This window comes from Peptococcus simiae, assembly GCF_046569735.1.
GTDB lineage: Bacteria > Bacillota > Peptococcia > Peptococcales > Peptococcaceae > Peptococcus > Peptococcus simiae_A.
This window is the reverse complement of the sequence record NZ_JBKICG010000027.1, coordinates 1-15,879: the sequence shown is the minus strand read 5'-3', so window position 1 is coordinate 15,879 and position 15,879 is coordinate 1. Positions and strand designations below refer to the sequence as shown.

The following is a 15,879-nucleotide window of genomic DNA, read 5'->3' as shown; positions in this document are numbered from 1 at the left end:
TACTCTTTGTTTGCTTTCTTTTTCCTTATTGGCCAATCTTCCACAATCTATACATCCTATATTCTAAACTCTATTTCACAGTAATTTTCTATACATTTCTTTTTTAGAATATAAGTCCATACGAATTTTATTAAACTTCACCTCAGCCGATCCATATGTTACCCATATTTTCTAGAAACTTTAGGCTAACATATGAATTCCTGCGAACTTTTCGCTCATCCCTAATTCTAATCATCTTATGAAACACCGAACTGCTATTCAGCAAATACTTTAATCATTATACAAGTAGGTATATCTCGATATTTTTCTTTTGTTCTTTTCATGATAATATTACTACTCTATTTGACTCTTTGAAATTTCTCTGAAAACGTTTTTTATATATTCTAATAGTTCTTTTAGGTGAGGCTTGTTTTTTTCCTTATATGCTAAATAATAAATAATCTCATGCTTTTCATCTTCAATATTAACAGGAAGCAACATGCCAGATTTAATATAAAAATCATCATAAGCTAATAGTTTTGGGAAATAGGCCACAATATTTCCATCATGAGATTCGGCAATTAGTTTTTTTATCACTTCTTGGTTGCTAAAGGAAAGCTGAAAACGTTCATCTATATTATTAATATAATAAAATTTCTTTTTGTCAAACTGACGGTGGTTAATACTTACAGCAGTAAGGTTACTTAAATCTGAATGACAAACCTTTTCTTTACTCAATAAAGAACTGTATTTATTGACATAGAGACACATAGAGTCTTTATACACTGGTTCCCAAATAATATTATTCATATTTGATAAATAAACAATCCTATCAATTTCATCACTTTCTATAAAAGAAAGACCTATATCACAATTATAATTTTGAATTCTTTCTAGAACCTCATGCGGTTCCACCTCATAAGAAGAAATAATGACATCATGATGTCTTAGCTGAAATTGAGAGATTGCTTTAAGCAAAATATTATTTGAAAGAGTTGCAATAGATGCAATATTATATTGGACAACAGGCTGATAATTACACTTTAAATCTAACATTTTTTGATAAATTATCAAAACCTGTCTAGCAAGAGCTAAGTATGAACGTCCGAAATCGGTCATTGTCGCACCTTGGTGAGAACGAATAAAAATTTTTTCACCAACTTCATTTTCTAATTGTGTTAAAGCTGTACTCAGAGCCGAATGCGTCATATATAGACGATCAGCTGCCTTAGAAAGAGACCCCGCTTCTTCTATTGCTATTAAGTATTCTAAAACTTCAATCCTCACAATAAGCATCTCCTTCAAGATCAAGATATAGTTCTAGGATTTTGTTTAACTAACAAAGTGACAAAGAGCGGGATTATTATAATTTGTAATAAAATTCCTGGTAGAGCTTTTAGAAACATAGTAGCTAAAAATATTGACCATGTGTATACTTCATTGTGAATATGAAAAAAGATCAGATAAAAAAATCCCGCACATATTCTACCCGAAACCATGGCTAAAATTAACGAAATCATTGACGATAAATAAATCCCTTGACGCAAGAGCAAATATCTAAGACTAATGCCTATAATGAATCCATATATAGCAAGTTCTACGCTCATTGATATGGCAACAGGATAAAAGGGGGGCATAGCTATTAAAACAGAAGATACTATTGGCGTAATTATACCACAGATTAATCCCTCTTTAGGACCAGCAAAAATCCCACATAAAAGTGGAGCAAAATGCATGGGAAGTATTATTAACCCTAAGCCTACCGTATGGCATAGCAGGGGTAAAATAACTCCTATGGCGATAAATAATCCTGTCAGCGATATTGATTTTGCGTTCATGATATTCTCCTAATTTTAAAAGGACATTTTTTGAGGTCCACTTGTTATTTTTGTGCTTAGCGTCAACTCTTTAGTTAAAGCTTCCGTAATCTCCATAGTCTCTAGTTCTAAAGTATTTTTTATTCTTATGAGTTTTAGTTCTTTTATATTTGTTTGATGCGAAAATTTAATTGCTGCTTTAATTGCTAAATCGACAGAAGGCATAACCATTGGTATTTTAGCATTTAAAGAAAGAGTGCTTGTAAGTGTATTTGTATATCCTGCAGCGAAATTTATTTTATTGTATAACTTTTCAGTAATGACATCTGCAACACCTAATCCATTAGCATTTCCATGACTCTCAAGCGATAAATCTAAAAAAGCTAATGCTTGTGTTTTAAACCCATTTGATTCAATACCACTAGCAAATCGCCCCGTTACATTGGGGTCGGCACCCGGTCCACTATAATTTTTCCCGATCGTATCTACAATTAAGACATCTGATTCTGCAAAAGGTATCTTCGGAATATTCTTTTTAGCATCATCTAACAATTTAGGTTCTATTGTAGATATCTCTTCAGGAAAGATAAGGTGAATTGATTCTGTTTCATCAAATGCATTTTCTAAAATAGCAACCCCAAATAAGATGTTGCCTTTTTCAAAAATATACTCACCTGCTTTTTCTATCCTTTCTCCTAAACCATAAAAACCTTTTTTATGTATAGCAGCAGCGCCTTTTTGGTTCCCTAAACCAATCGTAGCCATCTTAAATAATCCACTTTCAACTTTATGACGAAAAGAAGTATGAGGTTTTATTCTATTAATTAATACTACTCCATCTAAGGATGCAGCTAGTTTGTCCCAGTATATGGGCTCACCATCAATAAAACCTAGCAAAACTGTCTCCATATTCTTCACAATGGGAACACCAAGTGCCTTCTCAGTAATTCCATATTCGCTAAGTATTTCTTTTTGCCCACTTGCAGTTGCTCCTCCATGGCTTCCCATAGCAGGTATAACAAAAATAGAAATATTTGGAAATAATTTCAGACCTCTGATGATCGCCTTAACAATCTCATCTAAGTTAGTAATACCTCTACTCCCTACAGCTATTCCTATCGTCTTCTTCCCTTTTATTCTGCTTTTTAGATTTTCCATAAAAGTGGAATGATGAAATTTCTGATTCACTTCTTTACTAATATTATCTATTTTTTTACATGATATTTCTTGTTTAATTCGATATACTTCTGGTATTTCAACATCTTGCAATAGACTTTCTAGTTTTTTTATTTCATTTTTGTCTATGTTATACATAATAATCACCTAAAAAATCAAGGGAACAATCTACATTGTCCCCTTATAAATATAGTCTATTAAGCACTTAAAAATATAGTCTATTAAGCACTTAAAAATAACCGTGTTAATACAAATTCTTTATGATTCAAGGCTTCAGCACTAGTAAAGCGACCTTTAGCTGTTTGAAGAATAAAGTCAATGACTTCATCCGCTGATTCTTCTAGCGTTTTTTCTAGCGTTAATACACCGCTGCAATCAACATCTATATGTTCAGACATAACATCACAGGTATGTGGGTTTGCTGAAATCTTTACAACTGGCTCGATAGGATTACCGATAATATTACCCTGACCTGTAATAAAGAGATGAATTGCTGCACCAGCAGCCATCATCATAGTCACACATTCAGCTGCTGCAGAAGAAGTATTCATGAAAAATTTACCTTTTGAAGGAGGAGCTTCACAGTAGTCTAGGACACCCTTCATCGGAACTTGACCGGCTTTTTGTATATTACCCATCGCTTTTTCTTCAATAGTAGTTAATCCACCCGCTATATTACCCTGAGTTGGTTGTGAGCCAAGTAAATCCGCTCCTTGGGCATCAATTAAATCCATATACTTTTTATGAATCGCCAAGTATTCTTGAGCTACTTCATCAGAGACAAAATGTTTTGCTAATACATGCTCTGCACCTGTTGTTTCAGGTGTTTCGCCAATAATAACCGTACCACCATTTTCAACTAATTTATCTCCAACGACACCTGCTACAGGATTACCTGCAAGACCAGATGTTGTATCAGATTCTCCACACTTAAAACTTATAATAAGCTCACTTAAATCACAATCTACTTTTTCAAGTGATGTCGCATAATGGACAAATTCTTTAGCTTTTTGTGAAGCTAGTCTTATTGTCTCCAAGTCCCCATGATTTTCTATCCCAAAATATGCTACAGGCTTACCCGTTTTACTGATTCCTTTAGCAATGTGCTCTGCCCAAATTGGCTCAATCCCAATCACCACAACCGCTGCTACATTTGGATTAGATCCTGCACCTATTAATGTTTTAAAATGCAACTCTAGGTCATCCCCAAATTGTAGCCGTCCATAAGGATGAGGTAAAGCCATTGTCCCAGCAATATTATTTGCTACTGCTTCGCAAGCCGCATTAGACAAATCGTCCACGGGTAGGATAACAACATGGTTACGCACTCCAACCATCCCATTGTCACGCCGATATCCTTTAAATTTATGCTCCATAATTCCACCTCTTCGTTCTCATATTATGTGTATGCACCCAATCGCCTACATGAAAATCTTCTGTCACTTCACCAACAACTTCTCCATACTTAATTAAGTCCTCACCTGTTTTTTTATTTTTTAATGCAATTTTATGACCTAGTGGGATATCATTTAAGGCTTCTACAACCACCTGATTTTTTGTAGCTAAATCAACTCCTATAACTTTTTCGCCTTTCTGAATATCTTCAATTGCAACCCCAACATCGTCTCCACCAGCATGAATTAAAAACTTATGCTTTTCCATATAAACCTCCTAATATATTCTATATTTATTTAAATCAGTAGCCCAACAGGAGTTGGAACTGATAAAAATACATTAAAAGCTAAATATACAATCGCATCAACAACGACACTTAAGATAATAGCAGATAAAATTGAATGCTTATTGATATGTTCTTCTAAATATAAGACACCCGCAACGATATATAGAAATGTTGATACGTAAAAACCCAAAAATTGCATTCCCAGTATAAACAGACCTGTAAGAGCAATCACAATAAAAATTTGAACTAATCGTGCATGTTCGAATGGTTTTTTTAAAAAATCAGGCGATTTTCCTTGTATTGTCCGGAATAACATTAGAAGAGTTAGACCTGCGGTTATACCAAGAATAGCTCTAGGATAAATATGTGCAGGGGGAGTTATTTCGTTAGTTTGAATCCACGCTAGAATGCATAACAATAGGATGATACTACCTAAAAAATACGTCGACTTCTTCATATTCATATTATCTTCCCCCCGTCTTATTAAGCTTTTTTTCCACTAGAGGTGGAACTATAACTGATAATAAGCAGCAAACAATAAGAACTAAGGAAATTGGTCTTAAAAAGAATGTATGAATTATCCCATCAGTATTGGATATTAAGAGCGATTGACTAAAACCTTTTTCAATGATTGGGCCTAAAATAACACCTAAAATCAACGACCCCGATGATAAGCCAACCTTAAAGACGAAGTAGCCAATGCTTCCTGAAATGAACATTACCATTACATCGAGCATACTATTACGAACAGCATAACTACCAATAACAGCAAGCACGGTAACAATAATAGCAATATAATGACTCCGTACATTTAACACTCTAACAAATATTCTCATTCCAACAATCCCGACTGGAATTAAAAGAATATTTGCTAAGAACATGCCAAATATAAAAGTATACGCAATATCAGCATGCATCGAAAAGAGTTTTGGACCTGGGGTTATGCCATGTGCTAGAAGACCCCCCATCAAAACTGCTGCAACAGGGCTGCCCGGAATTCCTAACGCAAATAACGGAATTAATGAGGAGCTGCAAACAGCATTATTCGATGATTCACTGCTTGCTATACCAGCTACAGCGCCTTTACCAAATTGTTCAGGCTGCTTGGATGAATTTTTAGAAACATCATATGCAACAAATGCAGCAATATTCCCGCCGGCACCTGGCATAATACCAACTATAGTGCCTATTAGAGAAGATCTTAATAGCAATAGTTTGAATTTAGTTGCCAGCTCTTTAGCTGTTTCCCAAATAACGCCAGGCTGTGGATTTGTTTTAGCGATATAACTTTCATTTTCATCAACTAGTACTAAAACTTGGGAAAAAGCAAAAATCCCAATCATAATGGCAATACTATCTATTCCTGAAGTTAGTGCATTAATGCCAAAGGTAAAGCGCTCATGACCTGTCATTAAGTCAATCCCTATAGTTGCAATAAGCAAACCTAATGCACCAGAAAGAATACCTTTTATAAAATTTTCTCTAGATAACGATGAAATAATCGTTAAACCAAATATAGCTAACCAAAAGTATTCTGGAGGGCCAAACCTTAAAGAAAACTTTGCAAGTGGCTCGGTGGCCGTAAGTAAGAAAATATTACCTACAATTCCACCGAATGCCGATGCTAGTAATGCTATAGCCATAGCTTTTAGTGGCTTACCCATCTTAGTTAATGGGAATCCGTCAAAGGTCGTACATATTGCTGAGGGGGTCCCGGGAGTGTTTATCAAAATCGCCGAGTTTGATCCACCATATATAGCGCCAACGTACATTCCACCTAGCATCAAGAGCCCTAATGCAGGATCCATGCCAAAAGTTAATGGCACCAATAAAGCTACACCCATAGTCGCAGATAAACCTGGTAATGTTCCTACGACAACACCACCTGATAAAGATGCTATCATGATTAGTAGGCTAAGTGGATGAAAAACATTAATTAAACTTGAAACAAGGTCTGCCATAGTGCATCATCCTTCAATTTATCCTCTCTGCTTCATTATTTTTTTAATAAATCAAATGATTCTAAAAGCTCCTTATAATAGACGTTCTCTTCCTCTATATTTTTAGTCAACTCTTCCCCATCGACCCAAGATTCTGGCTGTCCAATATTCTCCATTTCTTTTAAATATTCCGGATTAGAGGCAATATTAGCAAATCCTTTGCGTAAAATTTCAAGTTTTTTAGGGTCTATTCCCTTTGGAGTGGCGAACAACCGCGTGATTTCACTTTGAACATCATACCCTTGCTCTTTAAAAGTTTTCACATCAGGTAACATTTTATGAGGTTCTTCGGTAGAAATTGCTAGCATCTTATATTGCTCTTTATCACGGGCTAAGTCATTTAAATTCCCCATAATAACGTCTACATGTCCACCTTGCAGAGCAATAACTTGATCTGCTGCTCCCTCAAAAGGCACAATTTCAAATTCTACATTAGCTTTTTTCATTAAATCTAATGCTGCCATATAATTACCTGTCAATGTACCTACAGTCCCAATCGTTAATTTTTTCTTTTTTGTTGCCTCTAAAACGTCCTGCAAAGTATCGTATTCACTATTAGCTTTCACAGCTAAAATTTGCGGATCTTTAACCATTTCTCCAATATAATCAAAATCTTGATAAGTAAATTGGGTCTCTCTACCTAAAGGTTGTAAAACAATATGTGGCATATTAATAGTACCAATCGTATATCCATCGTTAGAGGCCCTAGCCAATTCTGTAAATCCTTTTTCGCCACCAGCACCTTCTTTATACTGGAAAATTAACCCTACACCAAATTCTTTCTTAAAATATTTTTCTACAATACGGGCCTGTACGTCGCTAGAGCCACCAGCAGTAAACGGCACAATCAAAGTAATGTCTTTTGTGGGGTATTCCTCAACAGAATCTGTTTTATTTCCTGCAGAGCATCCTGCGGAAAATAGAAAAGTAATGATAAGTCCAGCTGATAATATTTTTTTTCTGATATTCATGTAATTTCCTCCCTTGTAATGTCCTCCCTAATTTCCAACGTTCAAGCGATTAATTTTTCTTATTTTTATTATATCAGTTTTCATGCAATTCGCTATTTTCGAACTTTTACATGTGATGTCAAAAGCCTTAACATAGCCAGAATTTTATATAGAATAAACTTTAGGTTCGCATGATAAAATCCATTCTCTTAAATATAGAAGTTTCCGAAAAATAAGTGCGCTCTCTTGGTAACCAGATTTCATCAAACTTTTTTATATTTATTTCTCCTTCTCTTTTTAATAACCTTTGTTCTTGCTGATGTTTTGATGTTATTAAACAGATTTTTAGATTATAGAACTGCTCAAATATAGGTAAACATGAATATGTACCCTCGATAATACATATTGGCTTACTAGTCAATGTAATAGAGGTTCCATATTTCTGTAGCTTACATAAAAAAGGCTTGTAAGTAATATCCTGATGAAAAGATAGCGGATTTAATATTGATTGTAAAAACATTTTCACATTTATATGATCTGCATAATTATTATGCATAAAAGCATCTTCTGCTGGTAGGTAAAAATCATCCATTGAGATAAGATTTGCTTTCTCACTATAATTCTCTTGTAGTATATGTGCTAATGTCGTTTTTCCTGATCCTGCCATACCATCAATAGCTAGAACAAATTTTTTTTTGTATCTCATTTCAGAATCAATTAATGTCACTATTTGTTCATACATATATATGTCCTTTCCCGTATGATTAGCCTAGAAGTTATTTTCTGAGAAATAATAAATTTTGCCCACTGGTAGCATCCCACCAGTGGGCAAAATCTTACTCATACTTTTTCATAACATCTTCCCGCAGCTGAGCGGTCATCGAAGGCACGTCAATTTTCATGGGACAGCGTTCAATGCAGCGGCCACAGCGAAGGCAGTTGTAAAGTACCGGCGCCGCCTCTTCCTTGTCTTTTTCGACAAAGGCGGTCCAAATCCCCCCAATGCCGCCCATATAAGTGTGGCCAAAGTGGCCTGCGGTCAGGGCAAAGACCGGACACTCGTACATGCAGCCACCACAGCGGAGGCAGAGGGCTGCTTCTTTATAGCGGGGGTCGGCGATCATGTCCGACCGGCCGTTATCCACAAAAATGACGTGGAACTCTCTGGGCCCGTGGGCACCGTAGGTGGTCACTTTTTCAATATCCCCGGTTTTACTGGGCCCACTGATGACATTTAAGTAACCCGGCGCGCCATACTGGCCAAAGCGCCAGTTGACTTCACAGACCTTCATGGCATCGATAAAGGATGGGACCAATTTCTCAATGCCCACAACGGCAATGTGGATTGGGGGCACCCCGGTACAAAGGCGGACATTGCCTTCATTCTCAATGATCGCAATCTGCCCGGTTTCAGCAGCGACTGCATTGGCCCCGGAAATACCGACATCGGCGGTAAAGTATTTTTCCCGCAGGAACTCCCGGACAGCCGCCACCTCTTCAGCGACTTCAGGGGCAATTTCCCGGCCAAAGAACTTGGAAAAGACTTCAGCCACCTGCTCCCGGGGCATATGAATGGCCGGGGACAGGATATGCATAGGCCGTTCATCATTGAGCTGTAAAATAAACTCACCCAGGTCCGTTTCCCAGACGTCATGGCCCAGGGCGGCTAATTCCTGACGCAGGTGGATTTCTTCACCGAGCATGCTCTTCCCTTTGACAATCTCCCGGCGGGGCCCGATGATCTCATGGATTTTTTGGATGCATTCGGCCCCGTCTTTGGCAAAGTAGGCCTGCCCGTGATTGCGGCGGATGGCTTCCATGGCCTCTTCCATAAGGGGCTGCCAATTATCCAGGGCCTTTAGCTTAATGGCCTTGACTTCCTCGGCCATTTCCAGGGTATGCGGATAGCGTTCCAAGGCCTCGGTCACATTTTTTCTATAGGATGCGACGGCCCGGCCTAAGGCCTTTTGAATATTTTCATCATTAGAGGCCCGATTAATGTCTGCCGCATAATTGGCCATTTCTTTTTTCATATTAGACATCTCCATACCCCCTTGCGACAAGCTCAACAAAATCTTCTATTTCGATAATCGGCTGACGGGTTTTGAGTGTCAAGGCCGACAGGCAATAGGGACAACTCACAATGGCCCGGTTAGCACCGGTAGCAGCCAGTTCCTCCACCCGGCCGACGCCTAGCTTGTGAGATAAGTCCGGATAAGTCATCTTAATGGGCCCGCCGCAACAGGTCGTCCAAGCCCCATGACGGTCCGGCTCAACATAGCGAACCCCCATGGCATCTAAAATATCCCGAAATTCCTGACTGACACCCAGTTCTCTGGCCATCCGGCAAGAATCGTGGATGGTGTAAACGTCCTCTGTTTCATATTTGGGCAGCTGGTTCCGTAAAGCCCAAACCAATTCGACAAAGGTTTTGACTTCCACTTGGGGGAAATCCTTATAATGGGGATAGACCAGTTTGAACATTTCTGCCGCATGAGGCGACAGGCAGACAACGGTCTTGGCCCCGGTCCCCTGCAGGAAGCGGCCTAACTCCTTGCTATAGGCCCCTAAGGCCTCGTCAAAGCCCATCTCATGCAAGAGGGCGCCACTGTAAATTTCATGCTCACCATCATAGGCCAGGTCATAGCCCAGACGCAATAAAATCTTGGCGGCCTTCCGGTTGATGCTGAAGTACCGGTCCTTATCCTGGGCAAAAACAGAGGCAAAGATTTTCTCCGGCGCCGGCCCAATCTTGTGGACTAAATCCCGCATGGTCATCATCCAGGAAAAGAAAGCGCTCCCGGGTGGCACCAGGCCCATGACCGTCATCAGGGAATCCATAAAGGGGAGCAGCTGGTATTCACCGCCGGTATAAAAGAGCAGGTCACCGCTTGCCGGTAAGTCTAAATCCTTAGCCCACTCAGCGTTTTCTTTTGCAGAAACCGCCAAGGGGCTCTTATATTCTAAGATATTGTCCCGTACCAAGCTCATGGTTTCTGGCAAGGTATTTTTTGACATCCTCGACACCTCCATGCCATCTATTATAAAAAACAAAGATACATCTGACCAGTCATATCGTGGCATAAAAAAAGACTTTGGACAAAAATCCAAAGTCAGCTCCCCGAGCTGGGCTCGAACCAGCAACCCTTCGGTTAACAGCCGAATGCTCTACCATTGAGCTATCGAGGAATACATAGACAACAAGTGCCTGAAGCACTGGCTGCCTATATAAAATAACACGCCTATGACCAATTGTCAACTGTTTTTTTACTTTTACCCCTTCGTCCCTCTTAACTGTCAAGACATATGTTACACTTTGAAAAATACTCTGCTACTACCTGATTAGGACTTTTGAAGTTTAGACTTGTCTTGGCTGTTCGGTTATAGCGGTTTTCATGTTTCTGCACTTGCTTTTTTAACTCTGTTTCGCTGGTGAATACTTTTCTGCTATAAAGAATCTTTCCGTCTTCACGGTGCGAACGCTCTACTTTGCCGTTCTGCCATGGGGAGTACGGCCGTGTCCTTCTGATCTGCATCCCCAAATGTTCCGCTATTTTCTGAAACAGGCCGAGTTTGTCGGTACGATCTTCATCATTGACGAACTCTGCTCCGTTGTCTACTTGGATGATGCTGATTCTGAAGCCCATTTTCTTCTCCAGGCTTTGCAGGAACTTGCCGGTTTCATAGCTGCTCTTTTCCTTTACGATTTTTAGGATGCGTTTCCGGCTGTATTCATCAATCGCTGTAATTTGGTAGTACTGCTGCCCATAACATGGGAATTTGATGCATTCATTCGGTACATATTTGATGTCCACTTGCACTTTATGTCCAGGGTATTCACCGTCTATTCTTTTGTAGTTTGTATAACTTTTCCTGTGTATCGCCGGCTTTTTGTAGCCTTTGGTGCGTATCTGCCGACACATGCTACCAAAGCTTCTGGTGTAGCCTTTGCTCAGACATCTGACATAGACTTCTGCTAGACCGTAGATTCCAGTGCGTTTCAGCATGCGTTTTATAAGGGCGAGCTCATCGGCTGTATGGGCGTTAGGGCTTCGATGAGGCTTTCGGGACTTCAGCGCAAGGCTCCTAACATGCCCATCGTACTTTTCTAACTGTCTGTATACGAACTGGCGGTTCGTATGGTACTTTCTTGCTGCCTTTGTGACACCATGTTTCATCGCATATTCACATAAACGCTGGCGAAAACGCATTTCTTCGGTTATACTTGCCATGAGAGGTACTCCTTTTGATACTTTGTTTTTGCTTGAAACTTATTGTATCAGAGTATCTCTCTTTTTTTATCTGTTTCTGTCATATATGTCTTATCACATTACATTTTTTACTTTTACCCCTTCGTCCCTTCAGGTTTAATCCGGACCTCCTCAATAACTGACAGGTAGATAAGGAGCTCATGGAAAACGCCCTCTAAGCTAAAAAAGCAGCCCTAAGGCTGCTCAAAGTATCATTAAATGCCGCGTTTGGCCATTTCCGTGTTGATTTCATCGCAATTAATACCGACCATCGCTGCACCGAGGTTTTTAGAGTACTCGGCTATTTTTTCAGGGTCATCATAGTGCTTAACGGTATTGACGATAGCCTGGGCCCGTTTTTCCGGATTATCCGATTTAAAAATACCCGACCCGACAAAAACCCCTTCAGCCCCCAGTTGCACCATCAGGGCTGCGTCGGCCGGTGTCGCTACGCCGCCGGCCGAAAAGTTCACGACCGGTAATTTCTTATAGCTATGAATATATTTTAATAAATCCACCGGAACCCGAAGGTCTCGAGCCGCCGTGTATAGCTCATCTTCAGGTAAGGCCGCCACCCGGGCCATTTCTCGCTTGATGGCCCGCATATGAGTAACGGCTTGTACGATATCTCCGGTGCCAGCCTCTCCCTTGGTCCGAATCATGCTAGCCCCTTCAGCAATTCGCCGTAAGGCTTCCGAGAGGTTCCGAGCCCCACACACAAAGGGGGTCTTAAATTGATGCTTATTGATATGGTTTTCTTCATCTGCCATGGTCAGGACTTCCGATTCATCAATGTAATCAACCCCTATGGCCTCTAGTATTTGAGCTTCAACAAAGTGGCCAATCCGGCACTTAGCCATGACCGGAATGGTTACAGCATTTTTAATTTCTAAAATCATTTCCGGATCACTCATCCGAGAAACGCCGCCCTCAGCCCGAATATCTGCCGGCACCCGTTCCAGGGCCATTACCGCCACAGCACCTGCGGCTTCAGCAATCTTGGCTTGTTCAACACAGGTGACGTCCATAATTACGCCACCAATAAAGTTTTCTGTTAAGTCTTTCATAACAGCACCCCTTTACTTAAATGATGGCTCCATCATATAATGATTCTGACCCTAGAGTAAGGGCCAAAAAAAGATTTTATAAGGAGGTCAGATATGCTTACAATAGATAAAAACAGCTGTATTTACAAACAAATCTACCTTCAACTGCGGAATGCCATTATTAACAATGACCTAAAATACCTGGACCGGTTACCAAGCAAACGGGGTCTGGCCGGTCACTTAAATGTTTCCGTCAATAGCGTTGAGCGGGCCTACCACATGCTCGTTGATGAAGAATTCATAGAAGCTAGAGGCCGATCCGGTTTTTATGTCAATCATATTGACCACTCTTTTTTCAAGAAAAGCCCGCCCCGGGTTTATACCGAAGAGCCCAAGCCGCATTATCGCTACAACTTTTCTCACTTAGGCGTAGACCGGGCCTCTTTCCCCCACTCTGTTTGGAAAAGACTCTGCAACGAAGTCCTTTTAGACTACGAGGGCCGCCTACTCATGCCGGGCCACTACCAGGGCGAATATGAACTTCGCCAGGAAATTGCCCACTTCTTAGCAGACAGCCGGGGGATCCAGGTCGACCCTTCCATGATTGTTATTACTTCTGGTCTGGAGTACTCTTATTTAATTTTATTTCAATTATTGGGCCATTTACATTTCGGCCTGGAAAATCCAAGTTTCGAACGGCTAAAGGAGTTATTCACCGCCCACCAGATCAATTATTCCTGTATAGACTTAGACGAGCTAGGAGCCATCCCCAATGCTACCATTGAGCCCATTGACATCCTCACCCTAACCCCTTCTCACCAGTTCCCTACCGGTCGCATTATGCCCCTTCACCGGCGAACGGCTTTTTTAGACCTGGCTAATATCGAAAAAAAGTGGATTATTGAAGACGACTACGACGGCGAATTCAAATACAGGGGGACCCCCCTCTCACCCTTAAAGGCCATGGATATCTACGACCGAGTCATCTATATGGGCAATTTCTCCAATACAATCTTCCCAGGCCTTCGCCTGTCCTACATGATTCTCCCTGCCCCCTTATTGGACCGGTACCAAAAGACCTACTCATTAAAATGTTCCGTTCCCTTATTCATCCAGCTCATTACAGCTAAATTTATTGAAAGCGGGGCTTTTATGCGGCATTTAAACCGAATGAAACGGGTCTACCGGATAAAACAGGAGACCATCTTGACCTTTTTTCAGGATATACCCGACGCTGACCTGGAAGAAAGCGATGCCGGCCTCTTCCTGGTCTTACGAGTTCGCAGCCAGCAAAGCGAAGCGGTTCTCTGCCAGAAGGCAGAGAACCAGGGCATCCTTATTCGGCCCCTGTCTTATTTTGAACTGACCGATGGGCAGTTTGATAAGGTCTTCCTGCTCTCTTTTGCCAGTATTGAAAGTGTGCGATTATCCGAGGGGCTCCAGGCTCTGGCTCAAGCCTGGGACCTCCTTTAACCGGGCCATCAGGCCTAGCTTAGGATTGACTTGGTCCCTCCTGGCGATTGCCTACCACCTCGGCCACAAAGGCCCCTGCCAAGATAAAGATAGCCCCGGGTATTTGCAGGCAGACCAACTTTTCGCCAAGCAGCCAGGCCGATAGAAAAAGGGCCGTTAGTGGCTCCAGGTAGCCCAGTATAGCGACCGATTGAGCCGGCAAATGGGTTAAAGCAGAGAAAAAGAGCAGACAAGCCAGGCCGGTGCTGAAAAAACCCAAAACCAGCAGGAAAGGCCAGTCCGACCGGCTGATGACAAAGTCAAAGCCACCGGTAAAGACCATAAAGGTTGCCACCGTCACAAGGCCGGCAAAGAGCTGGACCTGGGTATTGGCCAAGCCAGATAGGTCTTGCGCCTGCTTATTAGCCACCACCATGACCGCATAGGTGGCCGCAGACCCCAAGCCGCATAAGACCCCCAGCCACTCGCCGTGAAAGCTGACCTCCGTCCCATTAATCATACAGACCCCGATAAAGACCGCCGCAAAGGCCCCAACCTTTAGCCGGGTGAGTTTTTCATGGAAGACCAGCGGTGATATGGCCATCACGATGACCGGCCCACAGGCATAGAGGAGCGAAGCTACCCCCACCCCTACCCGGTCAAAGGCCTCATACAGAAAGAGCCAGCTGACCCCCATGGCCAGCCCGGATAAGAGGACAAAGGCAAGGTCCCGGGGATAGCGGAAAAGCGCCCGCCCCTGCCGACGCACCAGCATGACCCCAAATAAAAACAGGGACCCTAAAAGCAAGCGAAAAAAGACAATAGTTGTACTGGTCTGGTCAATATAACTCGCTATAATCCCATTGCAACCAAAGGTGACCACAGATAGCAAGTACAGGATATAGGCCCTGGATAAAGTCATATTCTCTCCCCTCTTCCCAACTACCGGCATCTATTATATAATACCTTATCATAAAGTCTTTTTTTTTGAAAGGCTTCATCGCATATTAAGTTGACAACGAATCAGAAAGAGAGCTGTCCCATGTTCACCCTACTCTATATCTTAGCTGTAACCCTCACCCCGCTTATTCTCCTGGTCTTTGGTTTTTTCTTTTATAAGTATCCACCCCAAAAAATCAATAATCTTTACGGCTACCGGACCACCCAGTCCAAAAAATCCCAGGAAGCCTGGGCTTTCGCCCAAGTCCACTCAGCCAAGGCCCTCATCCGGTATAGCCTTGCTGCCCTGGCCATTAGCCTGCTGGTCATGCTAGCCTTATCCTTAGGGCCAATTCCCCTCAGTGAAGGACAGGCAGTGATCGCCATTCTCGTTATTAGCCTTACCCAAGCCCTAGGCCTCATCATCTACCTCATGGGGACGGAAAGAGCTCTTAAAGAAATTTTTGATGACTAGGACTGGTAATCCTAGCAGGTAAAATCGACAAGGCCTATAGGATCCCCTATAAAAAATCCCAGCAATTGGCAGCACTCTACAGCCAAAAGCTGGGATTTTACTTGTATTTTAATT

16 protein-coding genes and 1 tRNA gene are annotated in these 15,879 nt (G+C 41.4%); 2 read left to right on the top strand and 15 right to left on the bottom strand.

Annotation, left to right across the window (positions count from 1 at the left end; genetic code table 11):
• Nucleotides 1-333: 333 nt before the first annotated feature.
• The 14 genes from ACLGL1_RS09265 to pdxS form a co-directional block, all read right to left on the bottom strand.
• A complete protein-coding gene (locus tag ACLGL1_RS09265; protein ID WP_411008392.1) occupies nucleotides 334-1,266 on the bottom strand; it encodes a LysR family transcriptional regulator in 933 nt (310 codons plus the stop codon).
• Between the two features lie 20 nt (nucleotides 1,267-1,286).
• Nucleotides 1,287-1,817 (bottom strand): ECF transporter S component, encoded by a 531-nt coding sequence (locus ACLGL1_RS09260; protein ID WP_411008391.1) that lies wholly within the window; start codon nucleotides 1,815-1,817, stop codon nucleotides 1,287-1,289.
• A gap of 15 nt (nucleotides 1,818-1,832) precedes the next feature.
• Entirely contained in the window at nucleotides 1,833-3,110 is a 1,278-nt protein-coding gene (locus tag ACLGL1_RS09255) for a lactate racemase domain-containing protein (RefSeq protein ID WP_411008390.1), read from the bottom strand.
• An 83-nt stretch (nucleotides 3,111-3,193) separates the two neighbouring features.
• The gene (locus ACLGL1_RS09250; protein ID WP_411008389.1) at nucleotides 3,194-4,348 is read right to left on the bottom strand and encodes a UxaA family hydrolase; all 1,155 of its coding nucleotides are present in this window, start codon (nucleotides 4,346-4,348) and stop codon (nucleotides 3,194-3,196) included.
• Nucleotides 4,338-4,634, bottom strand: coding sequence for a UxaA family hydrolase (locus ACLGL1_RS09245; protein WP_411008388.1), 297 nt, complete (start codon nucleotides 4,632-4,634; stop codon nucleotides 4,338-4,340). Before ACLGL1_RS09245 ends, ACLGL1_RS09250 begins: the two co-directional genes overlap by 11 nt.
• A 29-nt stretch (nucleotides 4,635-4,663) precedes the next feature.
• Nucleotides 4,664-5,116 carry a tripartite tricarboxylate transporter TctB family protein gene (locus ACLGL1_RS09240; protein WP_411008387.1) on the bottom strand — a complete coding sequence of 151 codons (453 nt, stop codon included), beginning with the start codon at nucleotides 5,114-5,116 and terminating at the stop codon, nucleotides 4,664-4,666.
• 1 nt (nucleotide 5,117) lies between these two features.
• A complete protein-coding gene (locus tag ACLGL1_RS09235; RefSeq protein ID WP_411008386.1) occupies nucleotides 5,118-6,614 on the bottom strand; it encodes a tripartite tricarboxylate transporter permease in 1,497 nt (498 codons plus the stop codon).
• A gap of 35 nt (nucleotides 6,615-6,649) precedes the next feature.
• Entirely contained in the window at nucleotides 6,650-7,624 is a 975-nt protein-coding gene (locus tag ACLGL1_RS09230; RefSeq protein WP_411008385.1) for a tripartite tricarboxylate transporter substrate binding protein, read from the bottom strand.
• A gap of 160 nt (nucleotides 7,625-7,784) precedes the next feature.
• Complete coding sequence (locus ACLGL1_RS09225) at nucleotides 7,785-8,345, bottom strand: P-loop NTPase fold protein (RefSeq protein ID WP_411008384.1); 561 nt, start codon at nucleotides 8,343-8,345, stop codon at nucleotides 7,785-7,787.
• Nucleotides 8,346-8,439: 94 nt separating this feature from the next.
• The gene (locus ACLGL1_RS09220) at nucleotides 8,440-9,645 is read right to left on the bottom strand and encodes an LUD domain-containing protein (RefSeq protein ID WP_411008383.1); all 1,206 of its coding nucleotides are present in this window, start codon (nucleotides 9,643-9,645) and stop codon (nucleotides 8,440-8,442) included.
• Nucleotides 9,638-10,621 (bottom strand): (Fe-S)-binding protein, encoded by a 984-nt coding sequence (locus tag ACLGL1_RS09215; protein WP_411008382.1) that lies wholly within the window; start codon nucleotides 10,619-10,621, stop codon nucleotides 9,638-9,640. Before ACLGL1_RS09215 ends, ACLGL1_RS09220 begins: the two co-directional genes overlap by 8 nt.
• A 99-nt stretch (nucleotides 10,622-10,720) precedes the next feature.
• Nucleotides 10,721-10,792 (bottom strand) — tRNA-Asn (locus ACLGL1_RS09210).
• A 101-nt stretch (nucleotides 10,793-10,893) separates the two neighbouring features.
• The gene (locus tag ACLGL1_RS09205; protein WP_411008381.1) at nucleotides 10,894-11,835 is read right to left on the bottom strand and encodes a DDE-type integrase/transposase/recombinase; all 942 of its coding nucleotides are present in this window, start codon (nucleotides 11,833-11,835) and stop codon (nucleotides 10,894-10,896) included.
• 233 nt (nucleotides 11,836-12,068) lie between these two features.
• Nucleotides 12,069-12,920 (bottom strand): pyridoxal 5'-phosphate synthase lyase subunit PdxS, encoded by an 852-nt coding sequence (gene pdxS / locus ACLGL1_RS09200; RefSeq protein WP_411008380.1) that lies wholly within the window; start codon nucleotides 12,918-12,920, stop codon nucleotides 12,069-12,071.
• 93 nt (nucleotides 12,921-13,013) lie between these two features.
• On the opposite strand from pdxS, the gene ACLGL1_RS09195 reads away from it, so the two are divergent.
• Nucleotides 13,014-14,372, top strand: coding sequence for a PLP-dependent aminotransferase family protein (locus ACLGL1_RS09195; protein WP_411008379.1), 1,359 nt, complete (start codon nucleotides 13,014-13,016; stop codon nucleotides 14,370-14,372).
• A gap of 19 nt (nucleotides 14,373-14,391) precedes the next feature.
• Here ACLGL1_RS09195 and ACLGL1_RS09190 read toward each other — a convergent pair whose 3' ends face one another.
• The gene (locus tag ACLGL1_RS09190; protein WP_411008378.1) at nucleotides 14,392-15,273 is read right to left on the bottom strand and encodes a DMT family transporter; all 882 of its coding nucleotides are present in this window, start codon (nucleotides 15,271-15,273) and stop codon (nucleotides 14,392-14,394) included.
• Nucleotides 15,274-15,393: 120 nt separating this feature from the next.
• Here ACLGL1_RS09190 and ACLGL1_RS09185 point away from each other — a divergent pair, with 120 nt between their 5' ends.
• Nucleotides 15,394-15,765: an SdpI family protein gene (locus ACLGL1_RS09185; RefSeq protein WP_411008377.1), complete on the top strand. Its 372-nt coding sequence runs from the start codon at nucleotides 15,394-15,396 to the stop codon at nucleotides 15,763-15,765.
• Nucleotides 15,766-15,879: the final 114 nt, after the last annotated feature.

Excerpts from the sequence above, each read along its gene's own strand:
- ACLGL1_RS09260 (WP_411008391.1), bottom strand. The coding sequence starts at position 1,817 with ATGAACGCAAAATCAATATCGCTGACAGGATTATTTATCGCCATAGGA.
- ACLGL1_RS09255 (WP_411008390.1), bottom strand. The coding sequence starts at position 3,110 with ATGTATAACATAGACAAAAATGAAATAAAAAAACTAGAAAGTCTATTG.
- ACLGL1_RS09250 (WP_411008389.1), bottom strand. The coding sequence starts at position 4,348 with ATGGAGCATAAATTTAAAGGATATCGGCGTGACAATGGGATGGTTGGA.
- ACLGL1_RS09245 (WP_411008388.1), bottom strand. The coding sequence starts at position 4,634 with ATGGAAAAGCATAAGTTTTTAATTCATGCTGGTGGAGACGATGTTGGG.
- ACLGL1_RS09240 (WP_411008387.1), bottom strand. The coding sequence starts at position 5,116 with ATGAATATGAAGAAGTCGACGTATTTTTTAGGTAGTATCATCCTATTG.
- ACLGL1_RS09235 (WP_411008386.1), bottom strand. The coding sequence starts at position 6,614 with ATGGCAGACCTTGTTTCAAGTTTAATTAATGTTTTTCATCCACTTAGC.
- ACLGL1_RS09230 (WP_411008385.1), bottom strand. The coding sequence starts at position 7,624 with ATGAATATCAGAAAAAAAATATTATCAGCTGGACTTATCATTACTTTT.
- ACLGL1_RS09225 (WP_411008384.1), bottom strand. The coding sequence starts at position 8,345 with ATGTATGAACAAATAGTGACATTAATTGATTCTGAAATGAGATACAAA.
- ACLGL1_RS09220 (WP_411008383.1), bottom strand. The coding sequence starts at position 9,645 with ATGTCTAATATGAAAAAAGAAATGGCCAATTATGCGGCAGACATTAAT.
- ACLGL1_RS09215 (WP_411008382.1), bottom strand. The coding sequence starts at position 10,621 with ATGTCAAAAAATACCTTGCCAGAAACCATGAGCTTGGTACGGGACAAT.
- ACLGL1_RS09205 (WP_411008381.1), bottom strand. The coding sequence starts at position 11,835 with ATGGCAAGTATAACCGAAGAAATGCGTTTTCGCCAGCGTTTATGTGAA.
- pdxS (WP_411008380.1), bottom strand. The coding sequence starts at position 12,920 with ATGAAAGACTTAACAGAAAACTTTATTGGTGGCGTAATTATGGACGTC.
- ACLGL1_RS09195 (WP_411008379.1), top strand. The coding sequence starts at position 13,014 with ATGCTTACAATAGATAAAAACAGCTGTATTTACAAACAAATCTACCTT.
- ACLGL1_RS09190 (WP_411008378.1), bottom strand. The coding sequence starts at position 15,273 with ATGACTTTATCCAGGGCCTATATCCTGTACTTGCTATCTGTGGTCACC.
- ACLGL1_RS09185 (WP_411008377.1), top strand. The coding sequence starts at position 15,394 with ATGTTCACCCTACTCTATATCTTAGCTGTAACCCTCACCCCGCTTATT.